The sequence below is a fragment of the Candidatus Hydrogenedentota bacterium genome (assembly GCA_016791475.1).
Taxonomy (GTDB): Bacteria; Hydrogenedentota; Hydrogenedentia; order Hydrogenedentales; family JAEUWI01; genus JAEUWI01.
Genome location: JAEUWI010000002.1, coordinates 235,491 through 261,554, shown reverse-complemented (window position 1 = coordinate 261,554; position 26,064 = coordinate 235,491). Strand labels below are relative to the sequence as shown.

Genomic DNA, 26,064 nt, shown 5'->3' with positions numbered 1-26,064 from the left:
GCGGTCCGTCAAGAAGCTTCCGGTATCGCGCGTGAACTTCCCGTAGGAACTTGTGTTGTCGGGGCAGGGACTGTACGGATGGTCTGGGCAGACTCCCTGCGAGCCCCAGAAAAGTACTCATGAATCGAATGTACCGTTTTACGCATATTGACGACAACCTTTGGGAGGCAATGCGGTGGTAAGCAAGGGAAGTGAAAACGACGATGAAGCGTTGGCCAAGAAGATCTACCTCGATCATGGAGGGAGTAGTTTTTTCATGTCGCGTAGTGGAATCTATGAAGAATATAGAGCGCTGAACTTCGACCGCCGTAAAGAAAAGGAATGGGCAAGAGAGCGGATCGTGGAACTACTGGCTATGCCAATCGATCCCGGAATGTTGATTGGTGGCAGCTTTGGGGGCCTTATTGAGCTAATCAAGAATTCCGATGACAGGGAGGGATTGGAAATACTCATCGAAAAAATAGAAGCCTTGGAGGACGAATGGGACACTATGTCATTGCTACTCATTGCGGAAAGCATGCTGAGGTTGCTTCACACCGCGAAGCATGATCGAATTCTATACGATAGACGCTTAATCGAACGGGAAAAGCGCATAGTAGCTCGATTGCTTGCAAGAGCAAGTGAAATGAAGATAACTGTTGCCCCCATTTACCGGGAGGACCGTTATATGAAGGACTTTCTTTCTGACCAGCACGTGCTGGAACGTATTGAAAACGACAGACGCGAATTTGAAGGGTACTCAGACAATCAGTAACCACCGGTAGAACCGGTGGTATGAGGAAGGCCCCTGAAAGGGGCCGGTTAGTCCAGGTAAACGTTCCGTTCGCCAAGGTCTATGGGGTTCATCCGGGTGAAGTGCGCGACTCGATTTCTGGCTTGCTACTCAGGACTGCAACGTTACCAATCCGCGAAGCGGATGGCAGTCAATAGCCTGGGGCGTAAGCCCCAGGAACCTTGGCAACGTACCGATGAATCCGCGAAGCGGATGGCAGATTCACGTCGCATTGTTCTACCATCCGCTTCGCGGATTCAAACGAATTGCGGTACGTCGACCCGGGGCTTACGCCCCGGGCTATTGACTGCCGCTCCTACGGAGCTAATACTGGTTCCAGCGTGCGTAACCCGTCGCGATTCATGTCCCACGCGTTGTCACAGCGACCAATGTAACGGGAGCCTGTTGAATTCTCACCGGCAGAGCCGGTGGATTAGCTTGGATTTAATGTGCCGTTTTGCACAAACTGACGACAACCTTTGGGAGGCAATGCGGTGTTAAGCAAGGGAAGTGAAGGCGACGATGAAGCGTTGGCCAAGAAGATCTACCTCGATCATGAAGGGAGTAGTTTTTTCATGTCGCGTAGTGGAATCTATGAATATTATAGAGCGCTGAACTTCGACCGCCGTAAAGAAAAGGATTGGGCAAGAGAGCGGATCGTGGAACTATTGGCTATGCCAATAAGTCCCCAAATGCTATTCGATGGCAGCTTTGGTAGCCTCATTGAATTAATCAAGAATTCCGATGACAGGGAGGGGTTGGAGATACTCATCGAAAAAATAGAAGCCTTGGAGGACGAATGGTGACGTAGAATAAGTTCTGTAAATTGATAAAGCGACCATGCATTCGGTCCAATCTTGGGTAGCTAACCAAGAACAAGATAGGAATCGAACAGCATGGCCACCACCTCCCAGTCTCTCGTATCTCAGTTTAAGAATCAACTTTTGGAAGACGGTGACTTCCTTCACGCCGTCGCGGAGGTGTTCCTTCGCGAGTTGATGGAGGAAGAAGTCCAGTCGCACGTTGGTGCGGCCCGGCACGAGCGTACCTCGTCTCGCCAGGGCAGCCGGAACGGCTACAAGCCGCGTACGTTGAAGACGCGCGTTGGCGAGCTTGGACTCTCGGTACCGCAGGTGCGGGGCATGGAGCCCTATCATCCGTCGGTATTCGCACGCTACCAGCGCTCGGAGCGGGCGTTGCTGGCGGCGTGCGCGGAAATGTATTTCATGGGGGTGTCGACGCGGAAGGTGGCATCGGTCTTGGAGAAGATGGGTGGATTCGAGCTCAGCGCCGGCACGGTGTCGCGTGTTGCGGCGGAGCTGGACGAACAGTTGAAGACCTTTCGGGAACGGCGTCTGGACGACCGCACGTGGCCCTATCTGCTGGTGGACGCGACGTATTTGAAGGTTCGCCGTCACGGACGTGTGCAATCCACGGCGATGCTTGTGGCGGTCGGTATCGACCAGCACGGACGGCGCGAAGTCTTGTCGTGGTCTCCCGGCGACTCGGAGTCCGAGGAGACCTGGAGCCAGCTATTCCGGGACCTGAAGGCCCGGGGCCTGAACGGCGTGGAGCTGTTGGTCTCCGACGCGCACGAAGGCATACGGGCCGCCGCGCGCCGGTACCTTCAAGGAGCGTGCTGGCAGCGTTGCCGGGTACACTTCATGCGCAACGCCATGGCCAAAATGGGCGGGTCGAAGGACAAGGCACAGGTGGCGCGGGAGCTCAAGGAGTTGTTCGTCCTGTCGGAGAAGGACCTTTGCAGACGTGCGGCCGAAGAGATGGCGACGCGATGGGAGTCCCGATGCCCCGCCCTTTCCCAGCAGCTCCGAGCGGGTTTCGAGGACTGCTTGACGGTGCACGACCTGCCCAATCGGCTGCGTCGTCGGTTGCATTCAACGAACATGATCGAGCGAGTGATGCGCGAAATCAAGCGCCGCACCGACGCGGTGAGCATCTTTCCCAACGAGGCCTCCTGCGACCGCCTGATAGGCGCGCACTTGATGGAGCGGCAGGAGAAGTGGCTCTGCGAGAGCAAGCGGTATCTGGACCTGGATGGCAGGGAGCAAATAAAACAACCGAACTAGTACAGTAGGCCCCACCCCATGGGGTGGGGCCTACTGAAAACAACAAAACAGTAAACACTACCCAAGTGGACCAGATTTACAGAAACTATTTGACAGTACCGGACGAATGGGACACTATTTCATTGCTACTCATTGCGGAAAGCATGCTGAGGTTGCTTCACACCGCGAAGCATGAACGAATTCTATACGATAGACGCTTAATCGAACGGGAAAAGCGCATAGTAGCTCGATTGCTTGCAAGAGCAAGCGAAAAGAAGATAACTGTTGCCACCATTTACCAGGAGGACAGTTATATGAAGGACATTCTTTCCGACCAGGATGTGCTGAAACGTATCGAAAACGACAGACGAGGACTTGAAAGGTACTCAGACATTTAGCCGGCGAAGACATCAATCTGGGCCTTGATTTGTAAATCTTAGACGGAGTAGTGCCCAGCCTACTTGCCGCCCCGTTTCCTATCCGCCTCAAGCCGCTTTAATTCCGCTTCCACCTCAAGAAAGTGCTCTTCCGCCTGACTTGCCGTTGCGAGTTCAGCATGGCGAAACGCTTCATACTCCTGGTGGGCCTTTTCCAACGCCTCATCGCGACTTACGGTTCCCGCATGCTCCAACAGCTCGCGCCCGGAGAGTCGGAGAAAATCATCCAGCTTGGCAATCCAATCGGACATGGTCATTGGTCGGCGATTGAGCGCCTGCAATTCCGCGAATTCGAGATAGAGCGTGACAATTCGATTCAGCACGTCGAGTTCCGACTCGGAGAGGTAGTTCTTCGCCACCTCCGCCTCGCTCTTTCGGATCTTCGCTCCTGTCCAGTTCGTCAGCCCCATGTTGGGCTTCGATGCATCCGCACGGCCATGGATGATTTCCGCCGCCGTGTGGCCGTGGGCCGCCCAATGCATTTTGTTCTGCAGGATCATGAAGAATTCGCGCGAGGACTCCGTACGGGGATCGTAGTCGATGCTGGTGGCGTAGATGTCCAGCACCTTTCGCCAGAAGACCTTTTCCGAGGAGCGAATATCCCGGATGCGCGCCAGCAATTCCTCGAAGTAGTTGCCGCCCCCCGCGTTTTTCAGGCGCTCGTCGTCCATGGCGAAGCCCTTGATGAGGTATTCGCGAAGGCGCTGGGTGGCCCAGATGCGGAACTGGGTGCCGCGAAGGGACTTCACGCGGTATCCCACGGAAATGATTACGTCGAGATTGTAGAAATTGGTCGGCTTGGTAGAAAATTCGGAAATTCCGAATTTTCTCATAACGTCGGCTTCAACCAACTCCCCCTCGGCAAACACGTTCTTTATGTGCTCGTTGATGGTGGATTTCGCCTTGCCAAAAAGCTCCGCCATCTGCTCTTGGGTCAGCCAGACGGTCTCGTTCTCCATCCGGGTTTCGATCCGGATTCGGCCATCTTCGCTCTGGTACAGCAGGAACTCGGTTTTCGCGGGTAAACTGAAATCACTCATCGCTGGACTTGCCCCTCCTCGTTTGTGGCACGCCTCTGCGCAACCGCCGACCATGTGTCGATGCGGGAATTCTATAGCTTCATTGTCACGCGCGCAAGCGTGAGGGCGTAATCTTCGGCGCGACGTGGGGACGGACTCGCGCCTCGCGCCACTGCTACGAAGGCGCGTCACGGTGCATCTTCGACGCAATCGCGGGTTGCAAATGGTACACCAAAGCGCGTGCCTGTCCCAGAGGACGAGGGCGCTGACTTCGAACGTTCCGCGTCGCGATTCCAGCTTCCACTGGGACATGTCGCAGACACGCCGTGGCGGGCCGCCGCGTTGGCGTGCGCGTCGCCCGACGGGGTGACGACTTGGGCGTTGCGCTTTCTTTGCGCGTGCGAGGGCCCTTGCGGCGGTACGTCCCTACAGCTTGTCCCCCAACACGGGGTCTCCCCCGCTGCCCGCTACGGGCTTTTCCAGCGCATCGTGCTCGGCGTCCGATCCCGGCGCGGGCAGGATTTCGATTCCGCTGGCGTCGTCGCGCACGCTAAGACGCAGACCCCAGATGGCTTCGGTGCGGGCGTCGTGGGGCGTGTGGCCGCCCGTGTGCAGGTAGACGATGTACACCGTCCCGTCGGGCAGGATCATGGGGTGGGAATAGCCGTAGACGCTGGGATCCACGCTGTAGCCATAGCCTTCGCCCGGACCATTCCAGGTTTTGCCGTCATCGGGACTGAGCAGCACGCGGATGCCACCCTTTTTGTAGGAGCCGTGGAAGCAGGCGAGCACTCCATTGGGGAGTTGGAGCACGTGAGGATCGAAAATTTCCCAGCTTGGCGATTCCGTGGCTTCCCAGGTGCGTCCGCCGTCGCTGGAGAAACACAAGTCGCCCTGTTTGCGGATAATCAGGGCCAGCCGCCCGTCGGGCATCTCCGCCACGGTCGGCTCGTTGAGATCATGGTCCCGCTTCACCACCGAGGCCAATTGGAAGGTCTTTCCCCGATCTTCCGAGCGCATGACGCCGATGCTGTTGAAGGACACGCTGGAATCGAAGGGTCCTTCGGCCACCCAGAGGACTGTGCCGTCTTTCAATTGGATAATAGGTCCATTGCCAAAGGCGCCGGGCGTGGGCTTGCCCAGCGGGTCCATCGGCTCCGTCCAGGTCTCCCCGCCATCGCTGGAAAGCATGTACTTCGCGAAATACACGCCCGGATAGCGGTAGGAGAAGAAATTGGCGATGAGTGTGCCATCGTCCAGTTCCACGATACTCGGATGGCGATCGTCGTCTTCCGTGTCCACCAGCGTGCGGGGTTTGGACCACGTCAGCCCTTCGTCGTCGGAATGCATGAGGTGCGCCCGGCCGCCGCGCGGCGCGCGCACGTCGGGCATTCCGATGGCCTTCCACTCTTCGAACTGCTTCAGGCTGGCCGGGTCCGATCGCACTTCATCGGTCCAGGGGGGCGTGGCGTGCCAGCTTCCGGAGGTAAAGGTGAGCAGCCAGCGTCCGGAGCGCAATCGGGTTACGCCGCTCCAGCCTACGAAGCCGTTGTAGCCCTCGTATTCCTCCGGCTGATTCTTCCAAGGGCCGACGAGGAGGATTCGGCACGATGCATAGCGGTCGGGCTCCGGCTCCGAGCCAAGCGCCTTGAAGGAGATCGCCCCGGCGGACGCCATCTCGGCCAGCACGACCGCGGCCATCAGAATGCCTATCACACACGCACGGCGGAAAGTTATACGGGAAAGATCGGTGCAGGTTCGTAGTGGGAGCATGGGTTCAGCAATCCTCAGGAGTAAAACGTCCAGTCGAGAGTTTTCCCGATTGTGGTCTTTGCCGTCGTACAGATCAAGCTCACAAGATGCAACCAGCTATGACGGAGCTAGTTTGGTGAGCATTTGGCACGTCTGAAGTCTACTCAAGAAAAGTCTGACCACGGAGATAGCGTGTCGTTTTGTCAAGTCCTTTTAGTCGATGTTATGAGCTTTTTCCACAGAGTTTTCCACTGATTCCGTACTGGGAGTCATAGGGAGTGTTTGTGATTAATATTGCTCGCATAATGGTCAGTAATTTGCGCATCGCAGCGGCATGCGCGGCCATTGGCCTCTTGCCTTTTCGTACGAGTGTTCTATGAAAGTGGGCAATTTGATTGTCTCCGCGCAAGGCGGTCGAGACGGCCATGTAGAGGGCCTCGCGGACGCGCCTGTTACCGTCCTTGCTGAGATGGCTTCCACGCCGGCTGGTTCCCGAGTGGACCAGTCGCGGACAGAGGCCTGCGAAGGCGGAGAGTTGGCGGGCTCTGGTGAAGCGGCGCAAGTCTCCAATCTCGGCGAGGATTACCGAAGCGGTCACAAAAGCTACCCCATAAATGCTGGTGAGCAGTTCGTAGTCTCGCTTGAGAGTTGGTGTTTTCGTAAGCAACACTCGCATACTTTTCTCGATGGATTTGATATCGCGGTCGAGCTGTTCGAGCCGTCGCTCTTGCATGGCGCTGACCGCTTTGCAGGCACGCGTCTCGTCGGCCCGTTGCCGTTCGGCGACGCGTTCGGCGACCAAGGCGTCCCGGTAGCGCAGGAGACTGCGCAGCTCTACCCGTTCGGTAGTCAGTGCTTCATAGGGTGCCGGGCTTCGCTGAAGGCCATACAGTGCCAGGGCGCGGGCTTCGAGCTTGTCCGTCTTGTTGCGCAGGCCGAGGCTCTTGATGTAGTTGGCCGTGCGTTTTGGGTTGGCAATAGCGGGAAGAAGAGCGTCGTCGATTTCGGTAATCCAAGCGGCCAGTTCGATGGAATAGTTCCCGGTGGATTCCATGACGACGCGCAGCCCCGTGCCAACTTCCTGGGTCTGTTTTCGGGCCCAGGCGACGAACTCATTGACCCCATCGCGCGTGCGTGCGAAGGTGCGCACTGGCATGACGTGGAGCAGGGCAAGGTCGAATACCAAAGCCTGACTCGGATGAGCAATGGAAGCGTCGAAGGTTGCCTTGGCCGTGTCTATTCCAGCCCAGGCTGCAGGTTGAGTTAAAGACATGCTACGATCCTTTCGTAAAGTTTTTTGTGGCCGCCTGACCACTCTTGCACATGCGAGTTCCGGACCCACGATAGCGTTCGGTCTTCACGGCGGACCACCTGAACAGGAGGCGGGACGAATCTCCGTGTCGGGCTTCACAAAGTCCCATGGCACGAAACATCTCCGCCTCCTGTTCCATCCTCTCACGAGGCCACGTGAGAGGCAAAATCGGCAAAAGTTGTCCACAATTCCACCGCCGTCCACAAAAGAAAAAGAACCAAAAAGAAAAGGGCTACTACGACGGTGCTTCTCCATATCCCAGGAACCCTTGAAAACAACATACAAGACACGGAGGCACGGAGAGGAAAAAAGTTTCAGAGGCGCCGAAGCTGGGTAATGGTATGCTTACTTTCAAAGAGGGCCTCCACCCTCCCTTTCTCATATTCTATATTCTCCGTGCCTCCGTGAGCTCCGTGGTGATCCCATTCATTCGCGTGTATTCGCGTTCATTCGCGGTTCCCACCCGGTTCCCAGACACGAAAAAACCCCTCGGGGTTCACATCGGAACCGCGAGGGGTCTGTTCATTTAACATGGTGCCCGAGGCGAGAATCGAACTCGCATGTCCTTACGGACACAAGATCCTTAGTCTTGCGTGTCTGCCAATTCCACCACCCGGGCGGGGAAGCAAGATAGTACTAAATGATGAAGGGGCAGTGCAACTTTTCGACACGAAAAAAATGACGAAAGCGAAAAATTACTGGACCGAAAGACCGTTCTTCACGAAATCGTCCAGGCGTTTCTGGATGTAGGAGGCCGTATCTTCCACACCCGCCTGAATTTCGGGATCAAAAACGGAGAGGGCCGTCAGAATACCTTTGGCCTCTTCGATACCCTGCCCGATGGCGGCGCCGATGAAATCGGCAAATTGCTTCCGCCCTTCTTCCGTATCTTCCAGGCCGTTGTTCTCAGCGTACTTTGAGAAGAAATTGAGGGCAAAGTCCGCAATGCGATTGGCGGTCGCTTCGGGCGACGTGTCGAGCACGTCGTCTTCAGCAAGACCGAGTGCCGTGCGGGCATCCCCCACCACCGCGCGCAGCTTTTCATAGGCCCGATCCAGGACGATGCCCTGGGCCTGGCCCTTGGACACGTCCCCCTTGCTGAAGGAGACTTGATCGGTGCGGGAGACCTGAACACTGGCCGAATAGCTGGCGGTGTAGGTCGTCTTGCTGGACTGGAGGAGTTTTTCCACGGGATATCCCGTGGAGGCATTCTGTACATTTTGAACCATAGCGTTACCCTCGCCTTCTGGCCCGTTTCGGGCCCCTGATCCGTCGCAATCGATCTATCGGCCGATCCAGCTGAATACTTGAGGGGAAATTCGGAACGTGCAGCATGGGCTGGTGGACGCCCGGATCTTTAGTGGTGCCTGGGCCGGCTTCGGACGGCGCGAACGACACCAAAGGCGACAAGCAGCGCAGAACCAACACATACAAACAGCCCATTGCGAAAATCGGAAGGCTCGAAGCGCAAATCGACTTCGTGTTTGCCCGACATGAGCTCGATCCCCTGGAAGATTCCATCCACTGGGTGCACCGGCGTCTCTTTGCCGTCCACCCAGGCGCGCCAGCCGGGGTACCACGCCGCCGCAACGATCAGCATGCCCGGCTGGTTGGTCTCCACCTCCAGCGGGATCTCCGTGTGCCGGGGCACATCGCGCAGCCGGATCGTGTCCTGGAAAGGGCCCTCGCGGCGGGGCAGGGCAAAGCCTTCCGCGACGGGTACGCTGTCCAGGCTCAGGGGCGGCAAATTCGGCTCACTGCTGTCCCGGACTTCGTGGGCAATACGGAAAGGCGACGTCGTGGAAAGGTCGCGAAAGAGGACCGCACCGGAATCGAAGACATCGACAATATTCAGGTCGGCGCGGACGGCGGCATAGGGCCCCTGAATGTCGCTTCGCTGCAGGAGCAGCGAGCCCACGCCCGCCCGCCGCTGGAGGAGCGGGTTCTCGTCCACCTGGGCGAGGAAGCGGGCCGTGCGATGGAGCGTCACGGTGCTCTGGGCAAAAAGCACGGGGATCCCGTTACCGTTCAAGGGCCACGCCCGGAGTCCCGCCGTTCCGCCGACGCGCGTGCCCACGGACTGGAGCGCCTTCACAATACGGGTCTCGGGAAAAATCAGCGCGCGATCCGTCTGTACCAGCTCGGGGAAACGTCCCCAGCAAATGGCGACCAACAACAGGGCCACAATTCCGCCGGCCATGACCCGGGGTTTGGGGTTCAGCAGGGTATAACCAAAAAGCACCGCCAGCAACACCATCAGGCTGAGCAGTCCGCCGAGGGTCCCCCAGGGCATGGGCCCCGCACCGGAGAGACCAAAGGCGATGCAGGCCACCACAAGCCCGCCCCAGCAGAAGGGCAGTATGAAGGCGAGGCGGACAAGGACCTTCTTGCACTCGTCAGCGTTGAGGTGCAGCCAGGTCTCCGAAGCACCTGCCGAGAGCAATGCGATGGGAAAGGCCAGCACCGCCAGATAGTGCGCGGGCTGAATCAGTCGGAGCAAGGGCAACTTGGGAAGTAGTCCCTGCGCAAGAAAGGGAATCGCGGCAGCGACAAGCGCGGCCAGGGCGAGACTCTCCACGCGATGGCGCAGGGGCTTCTCCACGTAGCGTCGCAGGGCCAGCCAGATACCCACGAGGAGCACGGGAGTCAGCCCGATGAACACCAGGTGCACCAGCGGATTCACCGACCCCTTGACGGTTTGGAAGTAGTCCGGACCGAAAACACCGAGCAACAGATCGAGGGACAGGGGCCACGGATAAGCGCCCGAGGTTGTCGCGCCTTCCCGCAGCAACGTCAGATAGGGCAGGAGTTGGGGCGCCGCGAGGCCTAGTCCCACCGAAAGACCAAGGGCGTAGCCGGGCAGGGCGGCCCGCAGGCGCACATGGTGCGAGTCACGAACGCGGCGCAGCACGAGGTAGATCGCCAGCACCGCGAGGAGCACGGCCATGATCCTAAGATCGCCGCCCACCGCCATCAGCGCCACCGCAACGGCCAGCTTGGGCCAGGCCCAGAATTGCCCCAGGATCAGCCGATCGGTAGCGAGCACGGCGAGGGGAAACCAGGGCAGAACGTCGCCCATGGGCTCGGCGCCCCAGACGAACACGGGGCCGCTCCACTCGCAGATGAGCGCCACAACGAGCGCATATCCTGCGGTAAAGCCATAGCGTCGGGCCACATAAAAAGCAACGCAACCCGACACAATGAGTTTCAAACAGAGACTTAACGCCCAGGCGAGGCCCATGTCAAACAAATAAAAAGGAACAGAAAATGGTGAATAGCACCGGTTGGCCGCGTTCGCTGCAAAGGGCTGCCCCAGACCGGCGTCGGGGTTCCACAACAGGTCGCCAGGCACCTTCCCATGCTCGCTGATGTAACGATAGGAAGGCCAGGCCGTGTTCAACTGCCAGGTGGACAGGGCCGCTTCCGGGCGCGCCGTCGGGGGCACCTCGACGGATTCCCAGGGGGGCAGGCTGAGGATGCCCTCGGGTGCGAAGGGCACTTTTCCCTGAAAGAGCGAGGGGGCATAGACCGAGACAGGCAAGACGATGAGGAGCAGGATGCACCCGGCGTTTTCTCTGAGCTTATATCCCCAGCTTCGTATCATGCGCTCTTCCCTGTGTTGGCGTGCCAAAGAAAAAGGACCCGCGGGAGCGGAGTCAATCCCCCGCCGCACCTGCGAGCCCTGTACTATAGCAAATTAACCTAGCGCTTTGCCGGACGCGTATGGATGCCTTCACCGTAGTAGTCTTCGGCCGCTTCCATAATCGCTTCCGCCAGGGTCGGGTGGGTGTGAATCGTGTGGGCGATTTCTTCCACCGTGGCTTCCAGGGACATGGCCATGGCGCCGGCCGCAATCAGTTCGCCCGCTTCCGCGCCCATGATGTGGAGCCCGAGCAACTGGTCGGTGGCGGCGTCGCCGACAATCTTGACCAGGCCTTCGGTCTCGCCCATGGCGTGGGCCCGGCCATTCCCAGCGAAGAGGAAGGTGCCGGTCTTCACATTGTATCCCTCGGCCTTCGCCTGGGTTTCCGTCAACCCGACACTCGCCACTTCCGGGGAGGTGAAGGTGCACGACGGCACGACGCGATAATTCATGTGGCGATTGCCTCCGGTGGCGTTCGTCGCGGCCACGATGCCCTCGGCCGATGCGCCGTGGGCCAGCCAGGTCTTGTTGGTCACGTCGCCGATGGCGTAGATGCCGGGCACGGTGGTTTCCATGCGCTCATCCACCAGAATGCCGCCCCGGGGTCCGGTCTGAACGCCCAGTCCGGGGGTGCGGGTCACCACTTCGGAGTTGCACTCCAGACCGATACCCACCAGCACAAGATCCACATCCACGTCGCCGGCCTTGGCCCCTTCCAGGGTCAGGGTCACGCCGCTGTTTGTATGTTTGAGTTCCTGGACCTTGGTACTCGTCCGGATGTCGATGCCCTTGCGCTTGAGTCCGGCGGCCAGACGCTTGCTCAGATCTTCGTCTTCGCGGGGCAACACGTGGGGCATCGCTTCTATCAGGGTCACCTCGGCGCCCAGCGCATTCCAGATGCAGGCAAACTCCGCGCCGATGGCCCCGGCACCGATGACGCCGATGCGCTTCGGCAGCTCGGTGAGCTCCAGGGCGTCGGTGCTGCCAATGACGGTCTTACCGTTGAACCCGAGACCGGGCAACTGGGCGGGCCGACCGCCGGTGGCGATGATGATGGACGTGGCGTGAACGAGGGTGTCCCCCACTTTGATCTCGCCCGGAGCGGTAATCGTGCCTTCGCCATGGATCACGTCGATGCCGTGGGCCTTGAAGAGGGCGTCGATGCCACCGGTGTTGGTGGCGACGACTTTATTCTTCCGGGCGACCATGGCCTTCATATCAAAGCTTGCCCCATCAACCTTCAACCCGTAATCGGCTGCGTGCAGCATCTTCCGATACAGCTCGGCACTGTAGATGAGGGTTTTCGTCGGAATACAGCCCACGTTAAGACAAACACCACCAAGGGCGTTCTTTTCGATCACCGCCACCTTCGCCCCGCGCTGGGCCGCGCGAATGGCCGCCACATATCCCCCGGGCCCCGTTCCCACTACGGCAACATCGTATTTAATCATCGGAATCTTTCTTGTTTGTGTTGGTTTGTGGAAATTTTAGTCTTTTGAGGTGGGACTTTCCAGCCCCCGATTTTCTTCTTTTTGTGCGACTGCGTTGCACCCTACGTGGGCAGGAATGCCCCTGCTCCATGGGTTAAAAACGTATTTTCGAAAGCTCACGTCGGCGCTACGACGTCCTCAATCAATTCGCGCAGCGGCTCATTGGGCGCCAATTGGCAGATGGTGTCCAGCACACCGTCCACGCCCTTGAGGCGCAGGAGCGTCTGCATCTCCACCGCCGCCGGGTCGTTCGGCTCCTCGAAATCCAGCGCCGCAATGATGACCTGAACCAGCGCGATGGGCTTTACCCCCTGCTGCACGCACATCCGCGCGGGGGCGATGAGGCGGTCTTCCGGGCCCAGCTTGCGCTTGGGGTCCGCGCCCACCCGGGCCACCTGATCGGCCAGGGCCTTGTTTTGATAACGCTGAATCAGGTCGGCGGAAAAGGCGTCCAGGGCGGCTTTGTCGAGGCCATGCTTGCGGGACAAGCCCAGGCAGCTTTCCTGGAGCGCCGCCTCCACGATGGGGCGCACGAGCGGGTCCTGGATGGCCTCGTAAATGTATTTGTGGCCCTGAATGTGGCCGAGGTAGGCCGTGGCGGCATGACTCATATTGTGGACAAAGAGCTTCCGTTCCACGTAGGCCGCGAAGTTCGGGTAGGCCTTGGCGTGGGCGATTTTGGGCATTTCACCCACGAATCCATCGGCTGCGAGGGGCAGCTCGCAATAGGGTTCCACGCAGACCAGCAGGGGGTCCTCCGCCATCTGCTCCTCCGTCATGCGCGGCACCATACGGCCGATGGACGCCTCTACGAAGCCCACCTTCTTCTCCAGGGTCTCATACCACTCGGGCGAGAGGAAGTTGCGGACCGCCTCCCGGAGGATGGCGTCGCCCCGGAGGACGTTTTCGCAGATAATAATATTGAGCGGGGCCGCATCGGGCCGGGAAAAGCGCTTTTCGATGCCCCGGGCAATGGCCGGGGCTATCCGCGGGAGGATGGGCGACCCTACGGCCGTGGAGGCGATGGTCGCGTCCGCCAGGGCGTCGGCGATGGCCTCCAGATCGGCCCCGTGGATGGCCGTCACATTATCAATAACCATCTTCTCCGTCGTCTCGGAGACCAGATGAAGGGGGTAGCTGTTCCGGGATTTCAGCAGCGACACCACGGCCTCGTTCACATCCACAAAAGTGGTGCGGAAGCCGGATTCCCAATAGAGCTGTCCGATGAACCCGCGGCCAATGTTGCCCGCGCCAAAATGCACCGCCTGTCCGTTCAATAGAGGAAACCTCGCTGGTTGTGGGTTGTCGCCCGGAGAAAGGTGGAAGAAGTATAGCAGGTAACGCCGCCCCGGCGCGAAAGGGGGACAAAAAGGATCTTGGACATTCATGTCCGAGGCAAAATGCTCTCGGATATCGTAACCCGCTCGCCGTTTGCGGGCGGGCCGGGTGCGCCGGAATCGAGACTCTGGCATCGCCAGAACCTCTGCACAAACCTCGAGTGCCAGTCGGGGTTGCGGTGTGCTCTCCCTCGGACATGAATGTCCAAGATCCTTTGCGCCGCGCAAATTCGGAATTCCTTTCGTAAATTCCCGCCCTCGACTTCGACATCTTCTATAGAATGCGTAACTGAGGAAAGGAACGACGATGCACGCGAATACCCCCGATACCCTGTTGCTGGATCACTGGCGCACCCGGCGCGATGCGGATGCCTTTGCGGAACTGGTGGCGCGCTACGGGCCGCTGGTCTACTCCGCATGCCTGCGGGTGCTGCGCTCCACCGCCGCCGCGGAGGATGCCGCGCAGGATTGCTTCTTGGAGTTGCTCCAATCCCGCGCGCGGGTTCACTCCCTGCCGGGCTTCCTCCACACGACGGCCACCCGGCGGGCCGTGGATCGATTGCGCTCGGAGCGGAGTCGCGCGGATCGCGAGGCGCGCTTCGCGGCCGGTCAAGCCATCACCATCGAGGCGACGTGGGACGATGTGAGCACCTACGTGGACGAGGCCATCGCGGCACTGCCGGATAAACTGCAGCGGCCCGTGGTCCTGCGCTTTCTGCAGGGCCGTTCCTACGCGGAGATCGCCTCGGACACTGGCCTGCCCGCGTCGACCATACAATACCAGTTGCAGCAGGGCATTGAGGGTGTTCGAAAGCATCTGGCGGAGCGCGGCCTGCCCATCAGTGCGGCGGCGCTGGGTGCAATGCTCGCCGCAGCACCGAGCCAAGCGTTGCCCGCGGCGGTTGCGGCGCAAATCGGTGCGATGGCGCTTGCGGGTATCTCGACAACGACCGTTGCCGCTACCGGACTTCTGGGCGGTTGGATTGGTCTGAAGGCCATTGCGGCGGCGATACTGGTGATAGCCACATTGGCTCCGGCGGCCTATGTACTGTCCCGCGAAGTCGCGCCGAAGGACCGGCAGGCGCGCAATGCAATCACAGCCGAGGAAGCGGCGTCAACTATCGAATCCTCTGCCGCAACCGCCGCCGCTGCCGAAACTACGCTCGCAATCACTCCCGTGCCGCCATCGGAGGCCGCCATAGTCGATTCGTCCCCCCAGATCACCGGGACCGTGCTGGGGTCTGACGGCTCTCCGGCGGTGGACGCCGAAGTGACGATGTACTGGAGCAATGATTCATGGTCCGTGCGAAGTGATAAGGGTGGAGAGTTTGCCCTTTCGCTTCCCGACGGATTTGTTCCAGACGACCAGTCCAATGCGGCAAAAGTGAGCCTGCGTGCCGAGAAGGGTATCGAACTCACGTTTAATTTTACTGAGAAATACGAAGTCCCCCCAACCGGGCTGGCGGGAATTAGACTACATCTGGAGCCGTCGAGCACGATTTCAGGGAGTGTAGTTGACACCGATGGTAATCCGATGGTCGGGTGGCGCGTAATAGCCGAGGGAGACACCTTCTGGGGAAACACTATTTCCACGGAAAAAGGCGAGTTCACCCTCTCGGGCATACGCCCCGGCAACTTCACAATCTATGCAGAAGACAAGGAAGGACGGCTGACCCACTATAACGGCGGAAAGTCTATGCCGCTGGAAGGCCGCATGACCTATACAGGCATTATTCTGACCTGGCCACAAACGGCCATTTCGCTCGCGGGCTACGTGACCGACGAGAACGGTCGGCCTGTATCTGGAGCAAAACTCTCCGCCAACTACCAACAGAGCACGGTGACGGGTGAGAGGCTGGTTCAACTTGTCGCGCGGACGGATGATACGGGACGTTACGTCCTCGCGGGTTTCCCCGCAACTGAAGGCCTGGAGGTCGATGTACAGTTCAGTCATCATTCCCATATGCAAGCGATCCGCTATGGCGTTCGGGTAGATGGGCACGAAGAGAATTTCACGGTTATGAATCTCCCTTCGATTAAGGGCCGCGTGATCAACACCGTCACGCGGGAACCCGTGACCTCCTTCCGCATCACAACGCTGATCGGCCAGAGTCGGGCCCCGGGCTTTACAGATGAAGACGCCTTTGAGCTGTCAAACAATTGGGACAAGCAGGAGAGCCCCGACGGCGCTTTCACCATTCAAGCGCGCGGCTATGGCAATGTGCGGGTGGCCGTGGCCGCACCCGGATACATCACAGCCGTGAAGTCGCTTTCGGACACTTTGCCGGGTGCCGAAGTTGAAGATGTGGAGGTAGCTCTTGAGCCAGCCCGCCCGCTAAACGGGATCGTCGTGGACGAAGCGGGTCTCCCCATTTCGGGTGCCCAGATATTTTTCGGCTATCCCATGTACCCCGGCAGAGACACCCACTTCACGTCGAACTGGGAGGGCATTTCGCAAACGAACGATGAGGGTGAATTCACCTTGACCGAGTACCCTCCCACACTTTCCGCCGTGTCGGCCTTTCACGATGACTTTGCCCTGGGCTGGACCACAGCCAAGGGTACTTCGCCGCTACGTATTGTCCTGGAAAAAGGCACGGTGATTGAGGGAACGGTTACCTTCGACGGAGCGCCGCTGGAAAACAAGCGCGCCCATATCAACCTTGAGACCGAGGGGGCGGGCATTAAAATCACCTTTGGCGGTGAAGGCGGAGCCTACAAGATGGATAGGGTGCCAGCGGGTTCCTTCGTATTGAGCGCCGGCTTTCACGAAGGCGGGTTGCGGCGGTGTATCAGACGGGCAGTCATCGTCGAACGGGGCCAGACGATTCAACAGGATCTCAATTTCGATGGCACGGGCAGTTCCTATATCGAGGGGGTGTTGCAGCTCGATGGGCAGCCCCAGCCCGAATCGCTGATTCGCGCCACATTGGTCTCGGGAAACGGAGACACGCTCCTGTTCCAGACGTCGGCCCGGGGCGATGGCACCTTTCTCCTTGGCCCCATCCCAGCGGGCGACTACGATTTCGGAGCGGAGTGGCTCCAACTGCAGGATGGATCGTACCGTTCGCCTGACTTGGAGACACTGTCGCTGCAAGACGGCGAAACAATAAAGCACGACCTCTTGTACACGAGCCCCTGACGAGCATTTTTCAGTAACGTCAGAAAGGGAGCTTGGACAGTCCTGTCCAAGCTCCCTGGTTTCGACAATCGGGTTTACCTCGAGCCATCTTGAATCTTGCACCCGCTCCGCCGGTTTGCTTTAATGGCGGCTGGCCCCTGCACGCGTTGTGGGCCTGCTTGGTTCCCCAACGTCAAAGGCCGGTGCTTCCATGAACTATCTGCGTCACTTTCCCCTCCTCGCCATTATCCTGATCGCCTACAACGCGCTGATGCTGACGGGCAACTCCGTTGCGGCGAATCCAGACGTGATCCGCATCCCGCTTATGGCGAACGACGAGGCCATGTACCTGAAACTTGGCGATATCCTGGTGATGCTGGGTATTGTGCTGCTTTATTTCGAGATTCTAAAGTCCACGCGCTCGTCGAAGGCCACGATTATCGACCACGCCCTGTCCATGCTGACCTTCGTGGTATTCCTGGTGGAGTACATCGTCGTGGCGGGCGCGGGCACGGCGACCTTCATGATCCTGACGCTCATGTCGCTCTTCGACGTCATCGCGGGCTTCACGATTACGATCTCGACCTCGCGGCGGGATATCTCGCTGGGTGGCGGGGAATAGCGTCACGGAATGCGGCTGGACGGGCTTTCCGCGAACTTGCGCGCCTTCCATGAAGATCAGGAGAATATTTTCCCACAAATGAACTCAGATGGACACAGATAAAACATAAAGGCATGTTCACCTTTCTTCTGGCGTCCTTTCAGATTGAATCCCCATCCTATCGCGTGCGCGCCCATTCAATTATTTCGGATTTTCATCCTCTTATCTGTGTCCATCTGAGTTCATCTGTGGGAGGAATTTTTTCTTCCTGCTTCGGGTGGCCAACGCGCATTTCCCTCATCTATGGTACAGTCCCTGTTGATCGGCGTGTTGGATCGGGAGTTCACCGGAGGGTCTTGCCATGAATCGGCTGTTCGCGTTTTTCGTTGTTGGCCTGTTTTCGCTGTGCCTGGCGGCGTGTCCGCCAGCTCCTGATCCCGATCCCGACCCGGACCCTGATCCCGATCCGGTGGAGGGCGTGCCGGATTTGGGGCCGAACGCGAGCCTGAACGGCGCGCAGGTCCTCCCCGCGAACAACCCCTGGAACACCCGGGTGGACAGCCTTCCCGTGGCCCCGAATTCGGACGCGATCATCGACAGCATCGGCCGCACGGACAACCTCCACCCGGACTTTGGCGCGAACTGGGACGGCGGCCCCTTCGGCATCCCCTATATCGTAGTGGACGGCGACACGCCCAAGGTGCCCGTGGAATTCGATTATGCGAACGAGAGCGATCCCGGCCCCTACCCCATCACGGAGGATACGCCCATCGAGGGCGGCGCGGATGCGGACGGCGATCGCCACATGATCATGATCGACCGGGACAACTGGACGCTCTACGAGCTGTTCTACGCCTTCCCGCCTTCAGAGAACGGACAACCGTGGACGGCGGGCTCGGGGGCGATTTTCGACCTCGACTCGAACGAATTGCGGCCCGCGGGCTGGACCTCGGCCGATGCGGCGGGCCTGCCCATTTTCCCCGGCCTCGTGCGCTATGACGAAGTGGTGGAGCAGGGCGAAATCAACCACGCCCTCCGCTTCACGGTGAGCCAGTCGCGCCGCGCCTACGTCCCCCCCGCCACCCACTACGCCAGCAGCAACACCGACCCCGACCTGCCGCCCATGGGGATGCGCGTGCGCCTGAAAGCCGACTTCGACATCAGCGGCTTTTCCCCGCGCAACCAGGTGATCCTCCGGGCGATGAAGGAGTACGGCATGATCGTGGCCGACAACGGCAGCGACTGGTATTTCTCCGGCGCGCCCGACGCACGGTGGGATGACGAGGAGTTGGGCGAGTTGAAGGGACTGGAGGGCGATGATTTTGAAGTGGTGAAGATGGAAGGATTAATTGACAATTGACAGTTGACAATTGACAACGGAAGAAACTGGTCGGCAACACTGAGAGCAAGAAAGGGAGAATGGCTCGTGGAGAACAAAGGGGCAGTTCAAGAGAAATCATTCGCGTTTGCGCTTCGTATTGTGAAGCTCTACAAGCACTTGTGCGACGAGAAACGCGAGTACGTGCTGAGTAAGCAATTGTTGCGCTCGGGCACGGCGGTTGGCGCGCTTATACGGGAGGCGGAGCAAGCGGAGAGCAAGCCCGACTTCATTCACAAGCTCGCCATCGCTCTCAAGGAGGCTAACGAAACTGAATATTGGCTTGAGCTTCTCCACCAGTCGGACTACATCGACGAAAAGGGCTTCAAGTCAATCTCGAGTGATTTGAAGCAACTGCTGAAACTACTAACCGCCATCATAAAGAAGGCAAAGACGTCGCGTTAGGCCTCTGGCGCAAGTCCACGCCTTGCTAATAGCTAAGCCCCTCTTCCTCGTTGTCAATTGTCAATTGTCAATTGTCAATTGTCAATTATTTCGTCCGCCAACGCCACGCCGGGGCTTCGCTGTAACTTACCGAAATCGCCTCCCCCGGCGCGAGGCCAATGCTCTGCCCCGTGGTCCACGCACCTTCGAAAATCTGGGCCGTGCCGTTCACATCGGTCAGCGTCCAACTTGAGACCACACCAGCGGACGTCACCATCACCTCCACACTAAACGGCGTCCGGTTGACCAACGGCTCGCCCGAGGCGGGCATGGCGGGCGTCTCGATGCCAAAGCCGGCCGACACCTGCGGGATGATCACGTTCGTCGGCTTCGTCGCGTTGTTAGTATAGCCCGAGGCGGGATAGACCATGTTGATCTTGTTCCGTTCGGCGGGGCCTTCGAAGATGATACCGTTGCCCTCCGGGATGTTCACGAGGCGCAGCGTGAAGACGTTGTCCTTGCCGAAGAGCCGCATGCCGATGGCCTCGGGCACGCCGCCGCCATCGACCACAACGTCGAAGATGTTCCCCGCCACGTGGGCCTTTTCGTCGCCGATCTGCATGTGGGTCTTGCAGAGGTGCAGGAAGGGAATTTCGAAGCGGTTCATGGCCACCGCGCCCTTGCCCTCGGGGCCGCAGGTCAACTGAAGACCTACATCGCACGCGATCATTTCTGTGGCGTAGAACTTGTTGTACACGATGGGCCCGTGGGTCGCATCGAGCACCAGCCCCGTGCCCAATGGAGCCTTCTTCCCGTCGTCGAAGACGCTGCCGCCGCCCACGATGGCGTTGAACTCGAAGGTGCTCGCTGTCGTCACGATGAAGTCGTCCGGCCCCTTCGTCTCCGGCTTGATCCGCACCACCGCGCCATCCGTCGGCGCGACGATCAGCCCGAACTTGAAGCGGCAGCTCATCTGACTGTCGATGACGATGGCGTCGCCCGTGTTCTTGTCGAGGTTGATGACGTACTCCCCGCCGTCGAGGCGGAAATCCTGGAACCAGGGAATCCGGATGGTCTCCTGGATGTGGTAGACCACGCCGTTCTTGAATTTGTCCGGCATGGTGCCACCCGCGATGTACACATCCTTCCGGTTGGCCTTGGCAAAGTCGAAGGCCTCTTGAATACCGGAAGTTTTCGTGTCCGGCGTGTTCGGGCCGAAGTCGCCGCCGTCCTTCGGTCCCTCCGGGCTCACGATGACATAGTTCATGGCACTGAGCTTGGAAAACTCGGGGGTCTGGGCAAAAGCGGGCACGCACAGCAGCAGCGCCAGCGCGAGGGACTTGAGGGTCATGGGGAAGCTCCTTCGGGGTTTGGTCGGTAGTATGGCGCGGGGCCGACGGCCTCTTCAATGGACGAAATGAAGAATGGGTCTTATGGGTCGTATGGGACCAATGAGTCCTATGAGAAAAGGCGACCGTCTCCACACGACCCACACAATCCATAAGACCCATTCCCCGCTTCATAAAATTCCCCTTGACACACTTCGCAAATTGTATTAATCTCTTAATACATTAAGTCTTTCGAGGCCACCATGCAACTGCACATCACACCGGGCGACGGCGCGCCCATTTACCGCCAGATCATCGACCAGGTGAAGAACCTGGTGGCGGCGGGGCGCCTTACGCCAGGAGACGAGATGCCGCCCATCCGCGCCCTGGCCCAGCAATTGCTCATTAACCCCAATACCGTCGCGCGAGCCTACCGGGAGCTGGAAGCGCAAGGGGTGCTGGTGTCGCGGCAGGGCTCCGGCACGGTGGTGGCCGACGGGGGCTCGCCCCTGGCGCGGGGCGAGCGGATGCGCCTCCTCACGGCGCAGGTGGACAAGTTGTTGACCGAAGCGCGGCAACTTGGCTTCGACAGGGATACGGTAATAGAGCTGATAGAGAAGCGGCACAAACAACGAGGGCGGGAAAATGAATAGAAGCGGGTTGCAGAGCGAATGGGAGCGAGGCATGCTCTACGAATTGACGCGGCCAATCACGCTTCTGAAAAAGCACCTGCAAGGCTGGGAGCGCAGGCGGCCCGCCTGCATCGTGCCGAAGGCACGATTGACCGACTGGGAAAGATTCATCCTCTGTAAAGTGCGCGCTGCGGCAGCCCCGCCACCTCCGCCCCACCGGCAGGCGGGCCGCCTGCGCTCCCAGCCCTGCGCATTTCCCTTAAAATTTAATGATTACTTCGCGAAAGCGCCAACACGTCAATCCGCCGATGCAAAGGAAGCGAATTGCACCCCAAAGGAGACGGCAGCATGGAAACGGTAGCAAGCATTCAAAATCTCACGCGTACCTACAAGCGCGTGACCGCCCTCGACAACGTGTCGCTGGACATCCCCAAGGGTTCAGTATTCGGTCTCGTGGGCAGCAACGGCGCGGGCAAGACGACGCTCATCAAGCACATCATGGGCATGCTGCGCGCGCAGTCCGGCACCGTGCGGGTCTTCGGTATGGACCCCATCGCCCAGCCCGAGGCCGTGCTGGTGCGCATCGGCTTCCTCAGCGAAGACCGCGATCTCCCCGGCTGGATGCGGGTGCATGAGCTCATGCGCTACCTCCGCGCTTTTTACCCAAATTGGGATCCAGACTTCGCCGAGCAGCTCCGCGAACAGTTCAAGCTCGACCCCCAGGCGAAGCTGAAGACCCTCTCGCGCGGGCAGCTCGCACAGGCGGGCCTCCTCGGCGCGCTCGCACACCGGCCCGATTTCCTCGTACTCGACGAGCCCTCCTCCGGCCTCGATCCCATCGTGCGACGCGACATCCTCTCGGCCATCATCCGCACCGTGGCCGACGAAGGCCGCACCGTGCTGTTCTCGTCGCACCTGCTGGACGAGGTGGAGCGCGTCGCGGATCACATGGCCATGATCTACAACGGCAAATTGCTCCTCAATGCGCCCATGGAGGAAATCAAGACGCGGCACCTCCGACTCGTGGTGAAGTTCACCACGCCGCCGAAGGACAATTCCCTCCCCGGCGCACTCACCTGCAACAATTTCAACGGGGAATGGACCATCGTCTGCAACGGCCAGATCGACGCCTGCAAACAGGCCATCGCCGAGCAGGGCGGCACCATCCTCGAAGAAAACGAAGCGGGCCTGGAAGAAATCTTCATCGCCCACGCCGGCGCACCGGTCAGCCTGGGCGGGGAGTAGGGGCGGTGCATCACGGAATGCAGACATACCGCTCACCGAGGCAACCCTTGCCGGCGACCAGAACTCTTCCCCACAGGCACACGAATCGGAGTACCGAATCGTGTGGCACGTCCGTGAATTCGAATTCTCCTGTAACCCTGTGGATGGGACACTGGTACTCCAAGCCCTCACACCGAAGACTCAACCCAACGGTCGTGCCACGCGATCGCGAGGAACGAGCGTTCGTGTGCCTGGACGACAGACCGCCCAGCGTCATCAACAGCGGCTCGGGCGAGCGTTTTGTCGCAATGGGTTGTCACACAGCGCAATTGATGAGGCCTTACTCATGACCATACCCGCCACCGAGCAAAAGCGTCCACCCGCAACCATTCTCTACCGCGCCACACCTTTCACGGTATTCAAAACCCTGCTGTGGGCGGAGTTTGCGCCGCGCTTCTCGGTCCTGCGTGTAATCGTTACACTTCTCGTTCTATTGTGGCTCATGGAATTTCCTTTCTGGCTGACTAGTGACCGCATGCCGGAGGGCGATCCTTCGTCAGCGCTCGAAGTGGACTTGTTTTCAAGGCTGCTGGCCCTCTCGGGCGTCCTATACTGCGCGCTCCATGAGGGCCTGCGGGGTATGGCGGCGCGTCCTGCGTGGCAGGCTTTGGTGCTACCGGTCCGGGTCCACTGGTTGGTCTTTCCGGGCATTGCATTTCAGTTCGGCATAGCGCTGCTGCTGGCTTCGCTCTGGGGATTGCATCGCTATTTTGGGGGCATCGAAGCCCCTTTCAGTCAACCTTTCCAATGGACAACGGTGCTGGCGACCCAGATTCAGGCGGTCGCGCTCTGGTGCGCAGCAGCCGGTGCGGCGCGGGGCCTTCCGGTTTTTGGCTTAGGGCTGGCTGTGGCGTACTGTGCCGGGACACTGGCTACACACATCGGGCCATTCTCCCCCGCGACGAACCAGGCTGCCGTCCTCGTAATTAGCGGTTGGATTAGTACACTCCTTGCGGCGCGCGCAATCCGCGGGGGCACCATTCCTGAGATGGATCCGTTGCGCCTGCCTGGTGTGCGTCGTATTCACGACTGGCACCTGGCCCGTGCGGCGCGAAAGACCCGCTTTACCTCACCATTCTGGGCCCAGGTCTGGTTCGAGTGGCGGAGAACCGCCTGGTGGTTTGCCGCTGTTGTCGTTGCGGTGGCGACCGTGAAGCTGCTGGTCGATATCCCCTATATTCTCACGTGGGGAGAGTCTCTTTTCGAACAAGTGCAAAGCGAAAATGGCGATACGACCCCGGCGATCTCGGGCAGCATCATCCTTGTGGCGATTCTCCTGTTCTGGTTCACCCATATCGCTCTTTCCGGACCATACCGGCGCTTCGTGTTCAGCCGCCCGACCTCCGTTGGTCGGGTAAGCTGGGCCAAACTGCTCACGGTATGCCTTGCGGCGGCGGTCTTCTTGACCGTCAGCGCGATGTCACGCGAAATCTATAGTGTCATGCTCCCATCCACCGAAGCAGAACTCCCGTCGGCGGAGGGCTCGGGCCTCTGGAGCGTTTCGATTGCAGCCATGTCTACGGCGGTCTTCTTCTTCCTGCTCCTCGTGTATGGTCCTTTTGTCATTGCTGGTTTCACCTACCTTTATATCATAGTCCATCTGGCGTTCGGAGACTTTGGGGGGACAACTGACTCCAATATTGAAATCATAGGCACAGTGATCGTCGCTGCATCGGCGTTAGCTTCGGGAGCAGTCCCTTTCATACTCACTGGGATACTCCTGAAACGGCGGCTGGACTTTCGCTGTTATCCCGTACCCTGGGAACTCCTCGTCGCCCTGATGATATTCCCGGGCCTGCTCGCTTTCGCTTGGTACGAGCAATTCTCCGGAGCGAGCGGCCCCGGAAAGTTCTTATTTGTATATGTCGGGCCAACCATCCTCGCGATCGGCATGACCCAATATGGACGCAGGGCCGGCCTCTTCGGCGTTGGCCCACAACTTGGCCTATTGGCGGTCTTCGTGTTGTCGTTCACTGTCGGCATGCACTCCGCGGAGGATTACTCCCTTGAATCACTTGAGCGCATAGAGATGGTCACCGGATACTTCATTGCCGTCGCAATCAGTCCTTTTGTGATCTATCCCATTGCTATCGGAAGCCAGCGACTTGAACCCGAATTGGGCTCTCATAGCGCACTGCCCAATTGGGTCGTCTTTGTACTCGCGCCCTTGGTCTGGCTGGCCCTTCAACTGCTGGGAGAGGATTTGTCAAAGAGGGAGGGACGGCAATGAGCCCGTGGCAACATCAACGAAAAGGTGTTATTCAACGCATCCTTGGAATAGCTTGGACCCCACGCCGGCGCGCCGGTAAGCTTGGGCGGGGAGTAGGGGCCATGGGACACGGAATGCAGACATCCCGCTCGGTCAGTCAGCCCTTGCAGGCGACCGGCCCCCCTCCCAACGGGCACACGAATCGGAGTACCGAATCGTGTGGCACGTCCGTGAACTTGACGGCTGCCGCAGGGATGGAGGCTGAACGTTATCCCTCCTCGCCCTTCAATCACCGCCTCAATCGAAGGGTCGTGTCGCGAGACTGCAATCCACTGATCCCCGAGCCGCAATTCCGCCATTACTCCGTCAGGAGGACTTCGCCATGAAACGTCCGAATGGATTTACCCTGGTCGAGCTTTTGGTGGTCGTGGGCATCATCGCCGTGCTGGCGGCCCTGATTTTGCCCGCGTTGAGTCGGGCGCGGGAGAGCGCGCGCCGGGCTACGTGCGTGAACAATCTGCGCCAGCTTGGGTTGAGCTTTCAGATGTTTGCCGCTGAGTCGAGCGGGCTGCTGCCGCCTCGGGGCGTGCCCTATTTCAAGCCCTACATCCCGCTGCGGGGCTGTTGGAGCAGTTTTGACGGGAGCTATCTTTATCCCGAGTATCTGAATGACCTCCTGCTGACGAAGTGCCCTTCGGACACGGGCGATAGCGCCGCCGACGCTTATGTGTCGAATGAATCCTTCCAGCAGCCGGTCCACTCCACGTGGCCCGCGTCGGGGCTGGACATCCCTTGCATCTATGAGGCCACCTACACCCACACGCCTGATTTTGGTTATGTTTATTGGGGTTACCTGATCGACCCGGCGTGGGTGGCCGATCCGGTGGACTCTTACCACCTCGGCGAGGTCCTCGACAGTCTGGACGGCACGCCACCGACGCTGAACGTGGAGTCGCGCATGGGCGATCTCCGGGCGACGCTGCCGACCTCCGGACAGACGATCACGCTGATCCGCACGCGGGAAGGGGCGGAGCGCTTTCTCATCACCGATATCAACGACCCGGCGGCGGCCACGACGGCGGCGTCCACGCTTCCCATCCTATGGGACACCTGGCGCACAGACCAGGGCCGACCCATGCCGGGCAACTTGAACCACATCCCCGGGGCCAATGTGCTCTTTCTCGACGGTCACGTGGAATTTGCCCAGTACCCCCAGCCCGCCAGCAGCAAGTTCTGGATGGTGTCGGAAAGCGCCGCAAACGACGGGATGGAGAACTGGCCATGAGATGAAAATTTGAA

The 26,064-nt window shown here is 59.4% G+C and carries 20 protein-coding genes and 1 tRNA gene; 12 read left to right on the top strand and 9 right to left on the bottom strand.

All coding sequences use genetic code 11. The features are described from left to right. The first annotated feature begins 175 nt into the window (after nucleotides 1-175). From JNK74_02115 to JNK74_02105, 3 genes are all read left to right on the top strand, one after another. Nucleotides 176-754 (top strand): hypothetical protein, encoded by a 579-nt coding sequence (locus JNK74_02115; protein MBL7644961.1) that lies wholly within the window; start codon nucleotides 176-178, stop codon nucleotides 752-754. 512 nt (nucleotides 755-1,266) lie between these two features. Next, complete coding sequence (locus JNK74_02110) at nucleotides 1,267-1,578, top strand: hypothetical protein (protein ID MBL7644960.1); 312 nt, start codon at nucleotides 1,267-1,269, stop codon at nucleotides 1,576-1,578. A 90-nt stretch (nucleotides 1,579-1,668) separates the two neighbouring features. Then, entirely contained in the window at nucleotides 1,669-2,859 is a 1,191-nt protein-coding gene (locus JNK74_02105; protein ID MBL7644959.1) for an IS256 family transposase, read from the top strand. Nucleotides 2,860-3,295: 436 nt separating this feature from the next. Here JNK74_02105 and JNK74_02100 read toward each other — a convergent pair whose 3' ends face one another. The 8 genes from JNK74_02100 to JNK74_02065 form a co-directional block, all read right to left on the bottom strand. Next, complete coding sequence (locus tag JNK74_02100) at nucleotides 3,296-4,315, bottom strand: virulence RhuM family protein (protein MBL7644958.1); 1,020 nt, start codon at nucleotides 4,313-4,315, stop codon at nucleotides 3,296-3,298. A gap of 405 nt (nucleotides 4,316-4,720) precedes the next feature. Then, the gene (locus JNK74_02095; protein MBL7644957.1) at nucleotides 4,721-6,067 is read right to left on the bottom strand and encodes an exo-alpha-sialidase; all 1,347 of its coding nucleotides are present in this window, start codon (nucleotides 6,065-6,067) and stop codon (nucleotides 4,721-4,723) included. Between the two features lie 202 nt (nucleotides 6,068-6,269). After that, nucleotides 6,270-7,319, bottom strand: a complete 1,050-nt coding sequence (locus JNK74_02090; GenBank protein MBL7644956.1) for an IS110 family transposase — start codon at nucleotides 7,317-7,319, stop codon at nucleotides 6,270-6,272. 571 nt (nucleotides 7,320-7,890) lie between these two features. After that, a tRNA-Leu gene (locus JNK74_02085) sits at nucleotides 7,891-7,977 on the bottom strand. Nucleotides 7,978-8,053: 76 nt separating this feature from the next. After that, entirely contained in the window at nucleotides 8,054-8,587 is a 534-nt protein-coding gene (locus tag JNK74_02080; GenBank protein ID MBL7644955.1) for a DUF5610 domain-containing protein, read from the bottom strand. A 128-nt stretch (nucleotides 8,588-8,715) separates the two neighbouring features. After that, nucleotides 8,716-10,962, bottom strand: a complete 2,247-nt coding sequence (locus JNK74_02075; GenBank protein MBL7644954.1) for a YfhO family protein — start codon at nucleotides 10,960-10,962, stop codon at nucleotides 8,716-8,718. Nucleotides 10,963-11,060: 98 nt separating this feature from the next. Next, a complete protein-coding gene (lpdA, locus tag JNK74_02070) occupies nucleotides 11,061-12,452 on the bottom strand; it encodes a dihydrolipoyl dehydrogenase (GenBank protein MBL7644953.1) in 1,392 nt (463 codons plus the stop codon). A gap of 155 nt (nucleotides 12,453-12,607) precedes the next feature. Beyond that, complete coding sequence (locus tag JNK74_02065) at nucleotides 12,608-13,768, bottom strand: mannitol-1-phosphate 5-dehydrogenase (protein MBL7644952.1); 1,161 nt, start codon at nucleotides 13,766-13,768, stop codon at nucleotides 12,608-12,610. Between the two features lie 367 nt (nucleotides 13,769-14,135). Between JNK74_02065 and JNK74_02060 the strand changes: the two genes are divergently transcribed. The 4 genes from JNK74_02060 (at nucleotide 14,136) to JNK74_02045 (ending at nucleotide 19,333) form a co-directional block, all read left to right on the top strand. Continuing rightward, nucleotides 14,136-16,970 carry a sigma-70 family RNA polymerase sigma factor gene (locus JNK74_02060; protein ID MBL7644951.1) on the top strand — a complete coding sequence of 945 codons (2,835 nt, stop codon included), beginning with the start codon at nucleotides 14,136-14,138 and terminating at the stop codon, nucleotides 16,968-16,970. A 190-nt stretch (nucleotides 16,971-17,160) separates the two neighbouring features. Continuing rightward, nucleotides 17,161-17,571, top strand: coding sequence for a hypothetical protein (locus JNK74_02055; protein MBL7644950.1), 411 nt, complete (start codon nucleotides 17,161-17,163; stop codon nucleotides 17,569-17,571). A 340-nt stretch (nucleotides 17,572-17,911) separates the two neighbouring features. Beyond that, complete coding sequence (locus tag JNK74_02050) at nucleotides 17,912-18,910, top strand: hypothetical protein (protein ID MBL7644949.1); 999 nt, start codon at nucleotides 17,912-17,914, stop codon at nucleotides 18,908-18,910. Between the two features lie 66 nt (nucleotides 18,911-18,976). After that, nucleotides 18,977-19,333, top strand: a complete 357-nt coding sequence (locus tag JNK74_02045) for a four helix bundle protein (protein MBL7644948.1) — start codon at nucleotides 18,977-18,979, stop codon at nucleotides 19,331-19,333. Between the two features lie 85 nt (nucleotides 19,334-19,418). On the opposite strand, the gene JNK74_02040 is transcribed toward JNK74_02045, so the two are convergent. Then, the gene (locus JNK74_02040; protein ID MBL7644947.1) at nucleotides 19,419-20,663 is read right to left on the bottom strand and encodes a hypothetical protein; all 1,245 of its coding nucleotides are present in this window, start codon (nucleotides 20,661-20,663) and stop codon (nucleotides 19,419-19,421) included. Between the two features lie 240 nt (nucleotides 20,664-20,903). On the opposite strand from JNK74_02040, the gene JNK74_02035 reads away from it, so the two are divergent. The 5 genes from JNK74_02035 (at nucleotide 20,904) to JNK74_02015 (ending at nucleotide 26,050) form a co-directional block, all read left to right on the top strand. After that, nucleotides 20,904-21,293, top strand: coding sequence for a GntR family transcriptional regulator (locus tag JNK74_02035; protein ID MBL7644946.1), 390 nt, complete (start codon nucleotides 20,904-20,906; stop codon nucleotides 21,291-21,293). 31 nt (nucleotides 21,294-21,324) lie between these two features. Then, nucleotides 21,325-21,633 carry a hypothetical protein gene (locus JNK74_02030; protein MBL7644945.1) on the top strand — a complete coding sequence of 103 codons (309 nt, stop codon included), beginning with the start codon at nucleotides 21,325-21,327 and terminating at the stop codon, nucleotides 21,631-21,633. Then, a complete protein-coding gene (locus JNK74_02025; GenBank protein MBL7644944.1) occupies nucleotides 21,621-22,517 on the top strand; it encodes an ABC transporter ATP-binding protein in 897 nt (298 codons plus the stop codon). The genes JNK74_02030 and JNK74_02025 overlap by 13 nt, the downstream gene beginning before the upstream one ends. A 325-nt stretch (nucleotides 22,518-22,842) precedes the next feature. Beyond that, on the top strand, nucleotides 22,843-24,786 hold the full coding sequence (locus JNK74_02020; protein MBL7644943.1) for a hypothetical protein: 1,944 nt from the start codon (nucleotides 22,843-22,845) through the stop codon (nucleotides 24,784-24,786). Nucleotides 24,787-25,147: 361 nt separating this feature from the next. Continuing rightward, nucleotides 25,148-26,050: a DUF1559 domain-containing protein gene (locus JNK74_02015; protein ID MBL7644942.1), complete on the top strand. Its 903-nt coding sequence runs from the start codon at nucleotides 25,148-25,150 to the stop codon at nucleotides 26,048-26,050. Nucleotides 26,051-26,064: the final 14 nt, after the last annotated feature.

Excerpts from the sequence above, each read along its gene's own strand:
- lpdA (MBL7644953.1), bottom strand. The coding sequence starts at position 12,452 with ATGATTAAATACGATGTTGCCGTAGTGGGAACGGGGCCCGGGGGATAT.
- JNK74_02050 (MBL7644949.1), top strand. The coding sequence starts at position 17,912 with ATGAATCGGCTGTTCGCGTTTTTCGTTGTTGGCCTGTTTTCGCTGTGC.
- JNK74_02040 (MBL7644947.1), bottom strand. The coding sequence starts at position 20,663 with ATGACCCTCAAGTCCCTCGCGCTGGCGCTGCTGCTGTGCGTGCCCGCT.
- JNK74_02035 (MBL7644946.1), top strand. The coding sequence starts at position 20,904 with ATGCAACTGCACATCACACCGGGCGACGGCGCGCCCATTTACCGCCAG.
- JNK74_02100 (MBL7644958.1), bottom strand. The coding sequence starts at position 4,315 with ATGAGTGATTTCAGTTTACCCGCGAAAACCGAGTTCCTGCTGTACCAG.
- JNK74_02055 (MBL7644950.1), top strand. The coding sequence starts at position 17,161 with ATGAACTATCTGCGTCACTTTCCCCTCCTCGCCATTATCCTGATCGCC.
- JNK74_02025 (MBL7644944.1), top strand. The coding sequence starts at position 21,621 with ATGGAAACGGTAGCAAGCATTCAAAATCTCACGCGTACCTACAAGCGC.
- JNK74_02090 (MBL7644956.1), bottom strand. The coding sequence starts at position 7,319 with ATGTCTTTAACTCAACCTGCAGCCTGGGCTGGAATAGACACGGCCAAG.
- JNK74_02075 (MBL7644954.1), bottom strand. The coding sequence starts at position 10,962 with ATGATACGAAGCTGGGGATATAAGCTCAGAGAAAACGCCGGGTGCATC.
- JNK74_02020 (MBL7644943.1), top strand. The coding sequence starts at position 22,843 with ATGACCATACCCGCCACCGAGCAAAAGCGTCCACCCGCAACCATTCTC.
- JNK74_02080 (MBL7644955.1), bottom strand. The coding sequence starts at position 8,587 with ATGGTTCAAAATGTACAGAATGCCTCCACGGGATATCCCGTGGAAAAA.
- JNK74_02015 (MBL7644942.1), top strand. The coding sequence starts at position 25,148 with ATGAAACGTCCGAATGGATTTACCCTGGTCGAGCTTTTGGTGGTCGTG.
- JNK74_02105 (MBL7644959.1), top strand. The coding sequence starts at position 1,669 with ATGGCCACCACCTCCCAGTCTCTCGTATCTCAGTTTAAGAATCAACTT.
- JNK74_02095 (MBL7644957.1), bottom strand. The coding sequence starts at position 6,067 with ATGCTCCCACTACGAACCTGCACCGATCTTTCCCGTATAACTTTCCGC.
- JNK74_02060 (MBL7644951.1), top strand. The coding sequence starts at position 14,136 with ATGCACGCGAATACCCCCGATACCCTGTTGCTGGATCACTGGCGCACC.
- JNK74_02030 (MBL7644945.1), top strand. The coding sequence starts at position 21,325 with ATGCTCTACGAATTGACGCGGCCAATCACGCTTCTGAAAAAGCACCTG.